Annotated in this window: 10 protein-coding genes; 6 read left to right on the top strand and 4 right to left on the bottom strand. The window is 62.0% G+C overall.

The genetic code is table 11. From position 1 onward, the window contains the following. Positions 1 to 44: 44 nt before the first annotated feature. From MU551_RS11940 to MU551_RS11930, 3 genes are read right to left on the bottom strand one after another with little or no spacing between them, the layout of a single operon-like run. On the bottom strand, positions 45 to 2,552 hold the full coding sequence (locus tag MU551_RS11940; RefSeq protein WP_247044400.1) for a transglutaminase TgpA family protein: 2,508 nt from the start codon (positions 2,550 to 2,552) through the stop codon (positions 45 to 47). After that, positions 2,549 to 4,045 carry a DUF58 domain-containing protein gene (locus tag MU551_RS11935; protein ID WP_247044398.1) on the bottom strand — a complete coding sequence of 499 codons (1,497 nt, stop codon included), beginning with the start codon at positions 4,043 to 4,045 and terminating at the stop codon, positions 2,549 to 2,551. The genes MU551_RS11940 and MU551_RS11935 overlap by 4 nt, the downstream gene beginning before the upstream one ends. A gap of 11 nt (positions 4,046 to 4,056) precedes the next feature. Beyond that, on the bottom strand, positions 4,057 to 5,181 hold the full coding sequence (locus MU551_RS11930; RefSeq protein WP_247044396.1) for an AAA family ATPase: 1,125 nt from the start codon (positions 5,179 to 5,181) through the stop codon (positions 4,057 to 4,059). Between the two features lie 162 nt (positions 5,182 to 5,343). On the opposite strand from MU551_RS11930, the gene MU551_RS11925 reads away from it, so the two are divergent. The 6 genes from MU551_RS11925 (at position 5,344) to MU551_RS11900 (ending at position 12,627) form a co-directional block, all read left to right on the top strand. After that, the gene (locus MU551_RS11925; RefSeq protein ID WP_247044394.1) at positions 5,344 to 6,231 is read left to right on the top strand and encodes a TatD family hydrolase; all 888 of its coding nucleotides are present in this window, start codon (positions 5,344 to 5,346) and stop codon (positions 6,229 to 6,231) included. A 269-nt stretch (positions 6,232 to 6,500) separates the two neighbouring features. Next, positions 6,501 to 7,682: a resuscitation-promoting factor gene (locus MU551_RS11920; protein ID WP_247044392.1), complete on the top strand. Its 1,182-nt coding sequence runs from the start codon at positions 6,501 to 6,503 to the stop codon at positions 7,680 to 7,682. Between the two features lie 148 nt (positions 7,683 to 7,830). Beyond that, entirely contained in the window at positions 7,831 to 8,721 is an 891-nt protein-coding gene (rsmA, locus tag MU551_RS11915; protein ID WP_247044390.1) for a 16S rRNA (adenine(1518)-N(6)/adenine(1519)-N(6))-dimethyltransferase RsmA, read from the top strand. Positions 8,722 to 8,778: 57 nt separating this feature from the next. Next, positions 8,779 to 9,741 carry a 4-(cytidine 5'-diphospho)-2-C-methyl-D-erythritol kinase gene (locus MU551_RS11910; protein ID WP_247044387.1) on the top strand — a complete coding sequence of 321 codons (963 nt, stop codon included), beginning with the start codon at positions 8,779 to 8,781 and terminating at the stop codon, positions 9,739 to 9,741. 44 nt (positions 9,742 to 9,785) lie between these two features. Continuing rightward, entirely contained in the window at positions 9,786 to 11,612 is a 1,827-nt protein-coding gene (locus MU551_RS11905) for an ABC-F family ATP-binding cassette domain-containing protein (RefSeq protein ID WP_247044385.1), read from the top strand. A gap of 256 nt (positions 11,613 to 11,868) precedes the next feature. Then, positions 11,869 to 12,627: a DUF4241 domain-containing protein gene (locus MU551_RS11900; RefSeq protein ID WP_247044382.1), complete on the top strand. Its 759-nt coding sequence runs from the start codon at positions 11,869 to 11,871 to the stop codon at positions 12,625 to 12,627. On the opposite strand, the gene MU551_RS11895 is transcribed toward MU551_RS11900, so the two are convergent. Further along, positions 12,582 to 13,700: an IS110 family RNA-guided transposase gene (locus tag MU551_RS11895; protein ID WP_247044380.1), complete on the bottom strand. Its 1,119-nt coding sequence runs from the start codon at positions 13,698 to 13,700 to the stop codon at positions 12,582 to 12,584. The two genes, MU551_RS11900 and MU551_RS11895, sit on opposite strands and share 46 nt — an antisense overlap. Positions 13,701 to 14,053 lie beyond the last annotated feature (353 nt).

Here is a 14,053-nt window from a genome sequence, read left to right as displayed (position 1 = left end):
CGAGCGGGCTTCAATAACCTGGCGTTCCAGCCTGTCTTCGTTGGCTAGCCTTCCCTGACACGGCGCAGGCCGTCGCGCGTCCTTATCAGTGTTCGTGCGGCGGCCCGCCGCCAGGCGGCAACGTGCCTGGAGACTGCGCGGAAAGGCGTACCGAGGGTGGACTGCCAGCGGTTCATCACTGCGGGCGGGAGCCACGAGGCCCGGAACTTCACGAGGCGCCGGGCATTAGCCCGCAGGGCTGCGATGATCAGCTCAATGCGCGCGGCGGCAATCGAGGCAGGAGTGCCGCCCGGCCGCGACCCTTCGAGTGCAGCTTGGGCCCGCAGGGGCCGGCCATATTCGCGGCGCTCAAAATCCTGCACCAGCGAATTAACGGCGCGGTGCGCCGCACCGTCCCTTCCGTCTTCCTCTCCCAGCGCTCCTGACCGTCGGAGGCGGGCGGAGAAATGCCGGGGCGTCTCGCTGGGTCGCGGCGGTACTCCGTAGTCAATGGCCAAATCCCGGAGCTCTGCCCAGGACTGCAGCGCCGTGTCATCACTGGCCACTGATCCCGGCCTCAGCCGGCGGGAACGCAGCCCCGAGCGAATCAATCGCGGAGACGCCAGCAGTAAGCCGAGCAACAGGATGCCCAGAGCGCCGTAAAGAACCGGCAGTAATTGGGACCCGGCAACTCCACCGGCCCCACCCCCGGGCAGCGGTACGGGTGCTGTACTGGGGAGCGGTGCGCCGCTGGCAGCGCCTGACGGGATGAGGTCATCATTGTTCTGGTTCGTACTTGCCCCGCCGGAAGCACTGGATTCAGTGGCGTAGGCGGGAAGGAAGCCCCGCGATGGAGTCGGCTCGAACGGAACCCAGCCCAGGCCTTCGAAGTAGAGTTCGGGCCAGGCATGCGCATCCCGGGCGTCAACCTCATATTCCGGCAACGCGCCCTGCCCCGCCAGCGAAACTGTCTTCCCTGTGGGCCTGCCCGGCGCGTAACCAACGGCGATGCGGCTGGGGATACCCTCAAGCCGGGCCATGATAGCCATCGCAGACGCATAGTGGATGCAGAAGCCGCTCTTTTGTGCGAGGAAATCGGCCAGGACGGACAGTCCATCGCCGTCATAGCCTCCCTGGACTGGAGATTCCAGGGAGTACGTGAATTCGGCCGACCGAAGGTATCTCTGTATTGCCAGGGCCTTGGAATAAGACGTGTTGCTTTCCCGGGTAATTGTGTCCGCCGTGGTCCTGACGATGTCCGGCACCCCTTCCGGCGGGCGGATAAAATCGTCTGAAATGCCCCGCACACGAGCGGAGGACCTGGCCAGCAGGTCTGCTGTCAGGGTGGGCATGGCCGAAACCACCACGTATTGCTGGCTGTGGGAATTGGCGTCCACGCCCTTGATGCTCAATGTGGAAGGATCCCAGCTCCACGAGCCGTCCAGGCCGTTCACACCAGCAGGTGCATACGGCACCGGAAGATACGGGCTGGTGAATTGCCCTGTGTTGATGGAAGTAATGCTGCGCGTGGTGTCGGTGGCATTGATCTCGTGGCCCGGATCCAGCCTCGCTACGCCTCCCCGGCGCGTGTCATCACGGTTATCAGGAGCCCACGTCTCACCGTCGAACCGGTCCACCGTTACTAATCTGAGGTATAGCGGCGAGGTGGCCGTGGACGCATACGTAATCCGCCCCTCCCCGGTGGGGCTGCGGAGGCTGTTGCCCAGACTGATCAGTGGATTGAGGCCGCTTGAGGAACCCCACGGATTCAGGCGCGAGCCCTGGGGAAAGGTGCCTCGGTCGAAACCGGGAATCAGCGGTTGAAGCAGGAGGGTGGCAAGAAGCGCCACTCCGCCGGTCATGGCCGCCCGCTTGAACTGACCCGGGTTCCTGCCTGCTCCAAGCTGCAAGCGGTTAGCGGAGAACCACTGACTGCAGCCCACGATCATCAGGTATCCGACGGCGGTAATAATGAACGCGAGGAGCCCAACGCTCTGGGGCTTGATCATGGCCGGTACCACCAGGACCGCAATCAATCCGAGGCCGCTCGTGGCCGGCATCCCGAGGGGGACGGCAAGAGCATCGACCAGGATAACCACGAGACCCAGGACAGCGCACGTCACCAGCACGATGCCGACGTTGGGGGCCACTGGGGCGCTTTCGGCCAGGACTGTTTCCGTGGCCCTGCGCACGTACTGCCCCAGCATGTCCGTGGTCTCGCCGGATGGAATGAAGCCCGCGATGCTGTTTCTGCGGAAAAAGGTGAAGGTCAGGATAAGGATCAGGGAGATGAAGCCGCCTGCAGCAACCAGCAAAGGCTGGGCCCGAACCCTGCGCAGCAACGCCATGGCAGTGACCACAACAATGACCGTGGTCACTGCAGGCATGTACCATGCCCAGCCGCCCAGGACCCCATTAAGTGACATAGCAGCACCACTCACTGCCACTGCAACGGCCGCCGCCATCGCCCACGGGTAGGGGCCGACGCGCCGTGAAGCACCTTGGCCGGGGTCAGTCGGTGACAGGACGAGAGCGGGTGCTGACGTGTCTGCCCGATGGGGCGTCATTGTCATCGGTCTACTCCTGCTCCGCGTCGTACGTCGGCGGCCGCGGTGGAGACCGCGGCATCGCCCTCATCGAATGAGACCCAGGCTGCAGCCAGGGACGTGGTGGCCTTGACTGCGATGGCCCGCCAGCCGCCAAGCCGGAGGGCTTCCAGGGCGTCGTCGGCCGCTTCGGGATGATCCGTGATCACGATGGCGAACGCGTTGGCACCGAAGGCGGCTGCCTGTGACAGCGACCGGGCCTCCTGCAGCGTGACCTTTCCCAAGATCGCCAGGAGGGGTCCCCTGAGACGGTGGGCGGAAAGTTTGTCGATCAGCCTGTCGTCAAATGCGCGGGGATCGTTTTCAGGCGCGAGGGGGTTTTCCCGAGTGTCGCGATTTTCCCGCTTGTCGCCATCAGAGTCACTATCCCTTCGGTCACCATCCCTCCGGTCGCTTTCCTTTCGACCGGAATCCCGGCGGACATGATGGGAACCTGAAAGCTGGATTGCCGCCAGGCTTTCTGCCACGGATTGCAGTCCTGCGGTTCCGTTGAAGTCCTCAGACTCCGGTTCGGGCGCCGAAGGGGAGTGAAGGAAGGCAGGATCCCCTTGCGCATCAAGGAATCGAAGCACGTAATTGCGCTCAGCCAGGTGGGCGCTGATGGACATCGCCGCTGTGACGGCCCATTCAAACGTGTCGCTGGTGACGAGTTCCTGTCCGGAGTCCCCATGTGCTCCGCTGAAAACCGAATTAAGACCATTGTGGAAAGCGGTGTACCTCTGATCGAGAATGATGGTGGCTTCCGGCGTCGTGACAGATTCCTCCTGCCGCACCATCAGCTCACCGTGACGTGCTGTTGCTGCCCAATGCACCCGCCGCATTGGGTCGCCGTGGCGGTATTCCCGGGTCATGACGTCGTCATCGCTGGGATTGGCCCGGATCCGGGTGGCAGTCACTCCGTCGTTGCCGCGGGCACCCGCGAGCCCGGTCATGGGCAGTTCGACGGCGGCGGGTGTCACGGTGAGTGTGTCGCCGTCGTCTATGGAATGGCGCTGGAGGGAAAGCCCGAAGGGGTCACTGAATTCCGCTGTGACCGGGCCGATGGTGAATTGACCGCGCTTCCCGGACCTTAAATGGTATTCGTAGCGGCTGGTTCCGCCGACTGCCGAGCGTGCAGGGAAACGGAACGCCGGCGACTCTCCGAACCGCGGCGGAAGTTTCTCCTCCATGATCACAACACCCGCCCCCGCACCGGTCCTGGCCACGGCGAGCCTGACGGTTGTGGTGGCGGAGGTTTCGACCGTGGACGGATTGAACTCCCGGTAGACCTGGAACCCCGGCTTCAGGATCCTGACACCCAGCAGCGCCACCAGCGGCAACAGGATGAGCAGCACGGCCAAGGTGAGAAGATCGCGCCGCCCCATGACCTGCGCCAGCAGGAGCGCCAGAACACCGGCTGCCAGGAGGCCCCAGCCGCGGGTACTGAAAATGTGCTTGGGAAGGTAATCGAGGACAGCCAAAGTGTTTCCTGCTAACTGGGGTTCCGCAGGGTTTGCCCCGGATCCAGCCCACGCTGGCCGGCCAGCCTCGCCGAGGAGAGGGCAACATTCTGTTCGACCGGAATTTTGGCAAGGATTCCCCGGATGACGCTGTGAGGGTTCTCGCCTGTGCCGGCAGCTTTCCGGTCCAGGATAATCCTGTGCGCGAGCACCGATTCGGCAATGCCCATCACATCATCCGGAAGAACAAAGTCCCGGCCTTCCAAAGCGGCTGTGGCCTTGGCAGCCCGCAGCAATTGAAGCAGGGAGCGGGGACTCGCCCCGAGGCGCAGAAGAGCGCTTTCGCGCGTGGCCCGTCCGATGGCAACCGTGTATTCCTTCACGGCCTGGGAAACATACACCTGCTGCACTGTGGTGATCATTGCAGCGACGTCCGCCGCCGTAACCACTGCGGAGACGTTGGCCAGGGGAGACGTTGCCTGATGTGTCTCCAGCATCTCGATTTCGGAGTCTTTGTCCGGATACCCCATGGAAATACGGGCCATGAACCTGTCCCGCTGCGCTTCAGGAAGGGGATACGTTCCCTCCATCTCGATCGGATTTTGAGTTGCCACCACCATAAACGGCTCATCCAGATGGTAGGAGTCGCCGTCCACCGTGACTTGGTGCTCTTCCATGCATTCCAAAAGGGCCGACTGGGTTTTGGCTGACGCCCGGTTGATCTCATCGCCGATCACGATGTTGGCGAAGACTGCTCCTGGCCGGAATTCGAAGAGCCGTGAAGCCTGGTTGTAGATGGAGACGCCCGTGACGTCCGATGGAAGGAGGTCCGGGGTGAACTGAATCCGGCTGACAGAACAGTCAATGGTGCGGGCCAGCGTCTTGGCAAGCAGCGTCTTGCCGACTCCTGGCACATCCTCCAGCAGCAGATGGCCCTGGGCCAACAAAACAGTCAGAGCCAGCTTGGCGGCGTCGGCCTTCCCGTCGATCACAGTGTTGATAGACGTCAGTATTCGCTCGCTGGCAGCATGGAACGCCTCGGCGCGCATCGCGGCAGGCCTGTGGCCGTTAACGTGCCCGGCCGCTGCCGCAGCAACAGCCAATCCCTGCCCTTCGGGAAGCGCTTCATCTACGGTGATGTGTCGCTGGGGGTCCATCGGCAACCTTTCAGCCCTGGGGGAACTCAACGGGACGGCTGGGACAGCCGGCGCCCGCCATCGGGTGTGTGCCTGTCTTGGTACCAGACTACTAACACAACTGCCGGGCCTAACAGAGAGTTCCGGGTAAATCTGGCGACTTCGCCCGGTTAAGGTAGAGGGATGCTCACTCCGCTGACTCCCGTGCCCTTCCGCGAGCCTGGCAGCGACGGTTCCGGGAGGCACGGCTTCCCGCCCGCGCCCGAACCGCTCCCTATACCTGTCATGGACAATCACACCCATCTGGATTTCCGTTCCGGATCGCTGACGGTTGATGCTTCGGCTGCCTTGGACGCGGCTGAAGCCGTTGGAGTCCAAGGCGCCGTCCAGGTGGGATGCGACCTGGAGTCCTCAAGGTTTACCGTTCAGGCAGTAGAACGGGATTCCCGTCTCCTCGGGGCCGTGGCGATTCACCCCAACGATGCACCCAAGTACGCCCGGAACGGGAAACTGGAGGATGCTCTTTCGGAGATAGAAATACTCGCTTCGCATCCCAGAATCCGAGCCATTGGTGAGACAGGACTGGATTTCTTCCGCACGGAGGGAGAAGGCCTTGCCCACCAGCGATACTCCTTCCGTCGCCACATCGATATCGCCAAGCGTTTGGATCTCACGCTACAGATCCACGACCGCGATGCCCACGACGACGTCGTGCAGGTCCTGAAGGAAGAAGGCGCTCCTTCACGAGTGGTTTTCCACTGCTTTTCCGGTGACGAGGACCTCGCCCGGATCTGCAACAACGAGGGTTGGTACATGTCCTTCGCGGGGACGCTGACGTTCAAGAATGCGGGCGATCTCCGGAGCGCCCTTGCCATTGCCGACCCGGACCGTGTGCTGGTTGAAACCGATGCCCCTTACTTGACGCCGCACCCGTTCCGTGGGCGCCCGAATGCCAGCTATATGATCCCTTATACGGTCCGGGCTATGGCGGAATTGACAAGCTCTGAGCTGTCAATCCTGTGTTCCGGAATTGCCGCAAATACCCTGCGGGCTTACGGCTCCTGGGACTGAACCGCCGACCTTTCTGGCGCAACGCCAGCTATACCGGGTATGTAAAATTCTTGGTGGCTTTATAACGCTTCGGTTACAGTGGACAACTATTAGCCGGGGTCGGGGAAGGCCTTCGGATAATTCACTACTCTCCGCGCCGCACCGTTCGCGCGCGCAGGGAGCTCAAGTGTGGCGGCGCACAGGCGTGCTGCAAGCTTTCGGACTATGTCCGGCTTTGCCCTGCGGGCACAGAGTTTGCAACAGGCGTGTGCGTTATTCCCCGTGCCCGGATGGTTCAAAAGTTACGGGCAATCGTGGTCAAACTATTCACTTCCGACGGCAAGTTAAGCGTCGTCAAGGTCGGTACACAGCTTGTGGTGCTTGCGGCACTCGTGCTGGGGCTCGTGGCCTTCGTCGGCAACAACAAAACAATCACCCTGAATGTTGACGGCCAGGTAAGCTCCGTGCAGACGTTCGGAGGCACCGTCGGCCAAGTGGTCAAGGCCGCAAAGGTGGAACTGCAGGCAGCAGACCGTGTATCGCCCTCGGCGGACGCCATGGTTGAAAACGGCTCAGTCATCAACGTCAATCGCGTCAAGGCAGTGAAGATCAACCTGGACGGCGCTGAAAAGACTGTCAGCACGACTTCCGCCAATGTCGAAGGCCTCGTTACCGAGCTTGGGGTTGCCAGCGCATCCTCCGTGTCTGTTCCGAAGGACTCCCAGCTGGCCGTCTCAGGATCGTTCGTCACTATCTCCACCCCGAAGAACGTAAGCATTGTGGCAGATGGCAAAGCGCGCAAGACCACCACAACAGCCCCCACCGTTGCCGAGGTCCTGGAGGATGCCGGCATCGTCCTGGGCGCAAGCGACCGCAGCTCGCAGCCGGCTCACGCCCCGGTGGTAAGTGACATGGTCATCAAGGTTTCCCGGGTTGACGCCAGCAAGACTGCCACCACCTCCGAAGAGATCCCGTTCGAGACACTGTCTTCAGAAAGTGCTGACCTGCCCAAGGGGGAGAAGAAGGTCACCCAGGCCGGTACCGCCGGCAAGGTGGACAAGACCTTCAAACTCGTTCTGGTTGATGGACGGGAAGCCTCGCGAACGCTCGTCTCCGAGAACATCACCTCCCAGCCCGTCACTGAAAAAGTGACCGTAGGCACCAAGGTGGCTGCGCCTGTAGCGGCCCCGGCCGGTACGAACACCGGTGCTGCTGCTCCGGCAATGATGAACGAAGCCATGTGGGACAAGATTGCCCAGTGCGAGTCCGGCGGCAACTGGTCCATCAACTCCGGAAACGGCTATTACGGCGGACTTCAGTTCGATATCCAGACCTGGATCGGTGCAGGCGGCGGAGCATACGCCCCGAACGCCAGCCTGGCCACAAAAGCCCAGCAGATCGACATCGCCAACCGCGTCTATGCGCAGCGTGGACTCCAGCCGTGGGGTTGCGGCTGGGCCGCCACCAGCTGACAAGCTCGTAGCCGGTAAAGAAGGCAGGTCCCCCGCCGCAGCTGACCACAGCGGTGAAGGGACAAGGCCGGGCCTGGGATCTCCCGGGCCCGGCCTTTGCCGTCTTCCTGGCCACGGCCGACGTGCCCTGACGGGATAGGATACCTAGGTGACTGAACCGACTCCCGCTACGCCCGGCACCGCGGCGCCCGCACCCCTTTTGGGCGCCTCCGACATCCGCAGGCTTGCTGAGGAGATCGGAGTCCGTCCCACCAAGACCCTGGGCCAAAACTTCGTCATTGACGGAAACACTATCCGCCGCATCGTTTCCGTGGCCGGTATTCATGCTGATGAAACCGTGCTTGAGGTTGGCCCCGGACTGGGCTCACTGACCCTGGGCCTGCTGGACGCAGCCAAAGCCGTTGTCGCCGTCGAAATTGATCCTGTGCTGGCGGGCAAACTGCCTGAAACCGTGAAGGCCTGGCGTCCGGACGCCTCCGATGATTTCCACCTGGTACTCGCTGACGCCATGAAGGTGACCAGCCTTCCGGTAGAGCCCACTGCGCTGGTGGCCAACCTGCCCTACAACGTGGCCGTTCCCGTGGTGCTTCACCTCCTGCAGCACTTCCCAAGCCTTCAGCACGGCCTGGTGATGGTCCAGGATGAAGTGGCAGACCGTTTGGCAGCCGGCCCCGGCTCGAAGACCTACGGCGTGCCGTCCGTAAAGGCTGCCTGGTACAGCAGCATGCGGAAGGCCGGAGTCATCGGCATGAACGTTTTCTGGCCCGCTCCAAAGATCAGCTCGGGCCTCGTGTCCTTCACGCGCAGGGCCGCCCCCGTGACGACGGCCAGCCGGGAACAGGTTTTCGCGGTCATAGATGCCGCGTTCGCCCAGCGCCGCAAGACTTTGCGTGCCGCCCTCGCCGGATGGGCGGGAAGCGCGGCCGAAGCCGAACGGTGCCTGCGGGCGGCCGGCATCGACCCATCAGCGCGCGGCGAAGTAATAGATATCTCGGGTTTTGCCAGAATCGCAGAAGCCCATGCCATCCAGGAAGTCTGAGTCCCTGATCCCCGGTCATTCTTGGAGCGCCGCCCTGCCATGCCATAGCTTGGACTCATGAACGCAGTGAGAGGGCGCTTTGCAGCACGTACTGTTCGGGCCAAGGCTCCCGGCAAGGTAAACGTCTCACTTGGCGTAGGACCCCTGAGGGACGACGGCTATCACTCAGTGGCCAGCGTTTACCTCGCTGTTTCCCTCTATGAAGAAGTAGCCGCCACCAGCACGGCAACCCCCGGGATTACGGTCAGTATCGCCCCTGCCAGCACCTTGGACCTTGACGACGTGGATATTCCCCTCGACGAGCGGAACCTTGCCTATAAGGCTGCGTCGATCATGGCCGATGTGTCCGAGCACCCCACGGGGGTGCACCTCGAAATCACCAAGCGGGTACCCGTTGCGGGTGGAATGGGAGGCGGTTCCGCGGATGCGGCAGCCACCTTGGTGGCATGCGACGCACTCTGGAACAGCGGACTCTCCCGTGATGAACTTGCCCACCTGGCAGCTGAACTCGGCGCCGACGTCCCGTTCTCGCTGCTTGGCGGAACAGCAGTGGGACTCGGGGTGGGCGATGAACTGTCGCCGGCCCTCGCCAAGGCGCAAACGGACTGGGTGCTCGTAACGGCTGACTTTGGCCTGCCCACTCCGGAGGTTTTCCGAACCCTGGACAAGTTGCGCGATGCTGAAGGACTTCCCATCGAGGAGCCCACCGCCGTCGACCCCAAGATCCTCAAGGCACTGCGGAGCGGAGACGCCGACGCCCTGAGCCGGGTGATGATCAATGACCTGCAGCGCGCCTCGTTTGAACTGGCGCCCGGGCTGCGGGATACCCTTGGACTCGGTGAATCCCGTGGCGCCATCGCGGGCCTTGTATCCGGTTCGGGTCCAACCGTGGCGTTGCTGGCCCGTAACCCTGCCGCGGCAGAAGGCCTGGCGGAAGACCTTCGCCATCATGGCCTCAATGCCCAGGCCGTCCACGGCCCGGTACCTGGTGCGCGGATCATCTCCGATACGCTCCTTTAGTAGTTTTTGACAGTTTTGACCTTTTCCTAAGAAAGCAGTTCCCAGTGGCACACCTGCTCGGCGGCGAGAACCTCACGGTCTCGTATGCAACCCGCACCGTCCTCGACGGCGTTACCCTCGGCTTGGAGGAGGGTGACCGGATCGGAATGGTGGGCCGGAACGGTGACGGCAAATCGACCCTAATGCGGCTTCTCTCGATGCGCTCCACCCCTGATTCAGGCCGGGTGACAAAGCGCGGCGACGTCAATATCGGTTATCTGGACCAAAGTGACGTGCTCGACGGGGACCTGACCGTGGGTGCTGCCATAGTGGGGGACCAGGCCGACTACGAATGGGCCCGGAACCCCCAGATCCGGGAGGTCATGGGAGGGCTGGTCTCGGACGTCGACTGGCATGCAAACGTCCACGCTTTATCCGGCGGACAAAAGCGGCGAGTGGCCCTTGCCAAGCTCCTCATTGAGGATCACGACGTCATCATGCTCGATGAGCCCACCAACCACCTCGACGTCGAAGGCGTCGCCTGGCTTTCCCGGCACCTCAAAACACGTTGGCGCGCCAACCAGGGCGCCTTCCTGGTGGTTACCCACGACCGCTGGTTCCTCGACGAAGTCTGCACCAAGACGTGGGAGATTCACGACGGCATCATGGATCCGTTCGATGGCGGCTACGCGGCCTACGTCCTGGCCCGCGCCGAGCGTGACCGCTCGGCGTCCGTGGTGGAAAGCAAACGCCAGCAGTTGGTGAAGAAGGAGCTCGCCTGGCTGCGCCGTGGCGCCCCTGCCCGGACGGCCAAGCCCAAGTTCAGGATTGAGGCAGCCAACGCCTTGATCGCGGATGTCCCCGAGCCGCGCGATTCAACAGCGCTGAGCAAGATGGCTACGGCACGCCTGGGTAAGGACGTCCTGGATCTGGAAAACGTCTCGCTGGACTTCCTCGGCGGTACCGAAGGGCAGAAGCTCTTCGACAACATCACGCTGCGTCTCGCGCCGGGTGAGCGGCTGGGTCTGGTGGGCGTCAACGGGGCCGGCAAGACTACCCTGCTGAAGCTCCTGAACGGCGAGATCCAGCCAACCTCGGGCAAAGTCAAGCGTGGCAAGACCGTGGTCACAGCGGTGCTCACCCAGGAGGTGAAGGAGCTCGACGACGTCGCCGACCTGCGCGTAATCGAAGTGATTGAGCGTGAAAAGCGGTCATTCAACGTAGGCGGCAAGGAGTTCACTGCGGGCCAGCTGGTTGAGCAGCTTGGGTTCACGAACGAGAAGCAGTGGACACCGGTGAAGGACCTCTCCGGCGGTGAACGCCGTCGCCTGCAGCTCCTGCGCCTGCTGGTGGGCGAGCCCAATGTGCTCATGCTGGATGAGCCCACCAACGACCTTGATACCGATACTCTTGCCGCCGTCGAGGATGTCCTCGACGGCTGGCCGGGCACGCTCGTGGTCGTGAGCCATGACCGCTACCTCCTGGAGCGCGTCACAGACCACCAGATGGCACTGCTGGGCGACGCTAAGATTCGAGCGCTGCCTCGCGGCGTCGACCAATACCTGGAACTGCGCGAATCCGCTCTGGCCGGTTCCACCATCACCGGCGGAGGCAACCCTGTGACCGGCTCGAGCGGCAGCACCGCTCCCGCAGCCCCGGGAGCGTCCGAAGCCGAGAAGCGGGACGCCCGCAAGGCCAAGAACAGGATCGAACGCCAGCTGGGCAAAGTCAGCCAGCAAGAGGAAAAGATCCACGCCCAGATGGTTAAGAGCACGTCCGACAACGATTTCGACGCCATGGCTGAGCTCAACAAAAAGCTGAAGATCCTGGCCGATGACAGGGAAGCCCTCGAGCTCGAATGGCTCGAAGCCCTGGAAGTCCTCGGCGAATAAACTGCCACATCAGACTCCGGCCGGCATCGGGTGCCGGAACCGGCCCTTCCGCGTCGCTTAGACACAGCACATAGGGAGCGCTCCGGTCGCGAGCGACCTCCGCGCTCCGATGTGCCGCGATGCGCTCCTTTCGGAAGAACCGCTTCCGGCGATGGAAGTCGGCTTCCGCTGTGGAAGGGTAAGCGGCAAGAGATGCTCCCATAGACAAGAGAGTGTCAAAAATTGTTATCAGTGGCCTGCAGGAGAAGATGGCTGAATGGACATTGCCGATCACTTCGCCCTCCAGTCAGGATCCGCACCCTTGGCATCAGGCCGGTTGGGTAAATTGACCGTTACCGATCTAGGCATGGTTCGAATTCCTTCTGGGAAACTAGGCGCGTGCGACCCGTTCGTTTATCTTGAGGATCCGGTCATCGTCCGGATTCCTCCCGGCGATTATCCCGTTTACGTAACTGTGGCTGATGTATCGGAAGAGCAAGATGGCTCCCATATGAGGGAGGCTTACCTTTCGCTGGTTATTTCCGACGCCACGGCAACGCAGGTCGAAGCAGCACCGAGCCTGGATGGCCCGCCTCCGGCGGGGGAGTTCTTCGGTGTCGTTGTTGACGCTGGAACGGTTGCTTTTGTTGATGCTGATTCGGTCAGTAGGTGCATGCCGGAGGACGGTAGCTCTTGGTACGACGATGTCTTCGATCCGGACGATGATCCGCGTTCCTGGTTTGCGGTCATGGATGCGGACAAACCGCTCCCATCGGGTCTGGCCAATCTGGTGATGCCGCGGGCAACCGCCGGAGAGAACGTTGTGCTCGCCCACTCCGGGTGGGGAGATGGCTTTTACCCGTTGCTTCAAACGAAGGACGCCGAGGGTCGAGTCACAGGCATCCATATCGATTTGGGAGTCGTGGGAAAATTTGAGGAGGAGCCTAGCGTGGAAACTGCTGGGACACCTGTTCCTTCGGGGAAGTCCGATCAGTCATCTAGCAAGGGCTGGCTTTCCAAGCTGCTCGGTCGATGAGGCTCCGGCCTAGAGCCAACTGCCAGATCCCGTTTGAGGCTGTAGTAGATCTCGCGGGCTATGAAGCGTTTAAGGCAGCGGATGGCATCTGCTGACGAATGCCCTTGTGCCCTTTTCCGGTCCCGATACGCCTGGGATCTCGAGTCATATCGGAGACGACAGATCGCAATGAGGTAGATGACTCTGTTGGCTTGCCGATTACCTCCTCGGTGCAGTCTCATGCGATGAGATTTCCCAGACGAGACAGGGATGGGTGCGACGCCGCAGAGTCTGGCGAAAGCGGCTTCGCTCCGGAAACGCTCGAAGTTCTCGCCGGCGGTAATAAGCAGTTGAGCGACGCTGACGGGGCCGACTTGGGGCAGTGCCAGGGTGTTCGGTGCCACGGCTGAGACCAGCTGGATAAGATGCTTGTCCACCTCGTTGATTTCTGTTGTGAGCTCGTAGATGCGGCGGCCGAGCTCGCGGAGTGCGTATTTAACTGCCTGCTCAGGTTCATGGATCCGGTTAAGGTCCGGGCGCAGTGCGCGGGCTTGAGTGGCTTTGCCCTCGAGAGTTCTGGCCGTCAGTCTGGTTCTGAGATGTTCCGGTGCGGTGAGCAATACATCGCGCAGCTGGACACAAGCCGCACTGCGGGCCTTGATCGCAGAGTCTCTGACCAGGTGAAGATTACGGATTGCTTCCACCGCTCCGGTGGTGTCTTTCGCTGGATCTGTGCACTCACCCGAGAGAACTTTGCGGGCAGCAGCTTCAGCGTCGACGGCGTCATTCTTGCCGACGCGGTGACGGACTTGTGAGTGACCTTTATTGACCTCTACGACATCGATTCCTGCGGCTATCAGGTGTCGGGTGAGTCCGGCGCCGTAGGAGCCGGTGCATTCTATGCCGAAGGCGTTGATGATGCCGAACCTTGCGGCCCAGTCCAACAGTTGTTGGTAGCCGGCTCGATCCGCGGGAAATTTTCGGTCGCCGAGCATTCGCCCGTCCTGGTCTACCGCCGCGGCATGGTGGACTAGCTGGTGAGTGTCCACTCCGATGGTCACAGCCCTGATGGGGTGGGTCGTTATCAGTGTCATGCCGGCTCATTCCTGTCGAGGTTGCGAGTGGCGAGCACGATTGACCGGGCCGGGCGGACAAAGCACTGAAAAGCTAAGCTGCACGTTCCTATCAAGTCACGACTCCGTCCGGCCCGGTCGCCCTAGGTGAGTGGCAGGGAAGTGGTACCGACAGATCTCCGCATAGACAGTTCGCGCATTGCTGCGGTTCGTCACGCAGCGGGTAAGTCAGGAACCACTCCCTGCCACGGTCTAATGTTGACCGCTCGCACCACCTGGTGAAGTGCGACGCGCTCACAGGAGGCCAAAAGTGTGTAGCAAGCGAGCCGTACCGACAGATCTCCTCCTAGACAGAAACACACAGCAACTGTGTC

It is taken from the genome of Arthrobacter rhizosphaerae (assembly GCF_023062595.1).
In the GTDB taxonomy this organism is placed as follows: Bacteria; Actinomycetota; Actinomycetes; order Actinomycetales; family Micrococcaceae; genus Arthrobacter; species Arthrobacter rhizosphaerae.
The sequence above is the reverse complement of the archived record's forward strand: the minus strand, read 5'-3'. Positions and strand labels throughout refer to the sequence as shown.

What these genes read in the sequence shown, in the direction of transcription:
- MU551_RS11940 (WP_247044400.1), bottom strand. Translation starts at nt 2,552, where the DNA reads ATGACAATGACGCCCCATCGGGCAGACACGTCAGCACCCGCTCTCGTC.
- MU551_RS11930 (WP_247044396.1), bottom strand. Translation starts at nt 5,181, where the DNA reads ATGGACCCCCAGCGACACATCACCGTAGATGAAGCGCTTCCCGAAGGG.
- MU551_RS11925 (WP_247044394.1), top strand. Translation starts at nt 5,344, where the DNA reads ATGCTCACTCCGCTGACTCCCGTGCCCTTCCGCGAGCCTGGCAGCGAC.
- MU551_RS11920 (WP_247044392.1), top strand. Translation starts at nt 6,501, where the DNA reads ATGGTTCAAAAGTTACGGGCAATCGTGGTCAAACTATTCACTTCCGAC.
- MU551_RS11910 (WP_247044387.1), top strand. Translation starts at nt 8,779, where the DNA reads ATGAACGCAGTGAGAGGGCGCTTTGCAGCACGTACTGTTCGGGCCAAG.
- MU551_RS11900 (WP_247044382.1), top strand. Translation starts at nt 11,869, where the DNA reads ATGGACATTGCCGATCACTTCGCCCTCCAGTCAGGATCCGCACCCTTG.
- MU551_RS11895 (WP_247044380.1), bottom strand. Translation starts at nt 13,700, where the DNA reads ATGACACTGATAACGACCCACCCCATCAGGGCTGTGACCATCGGAGTG.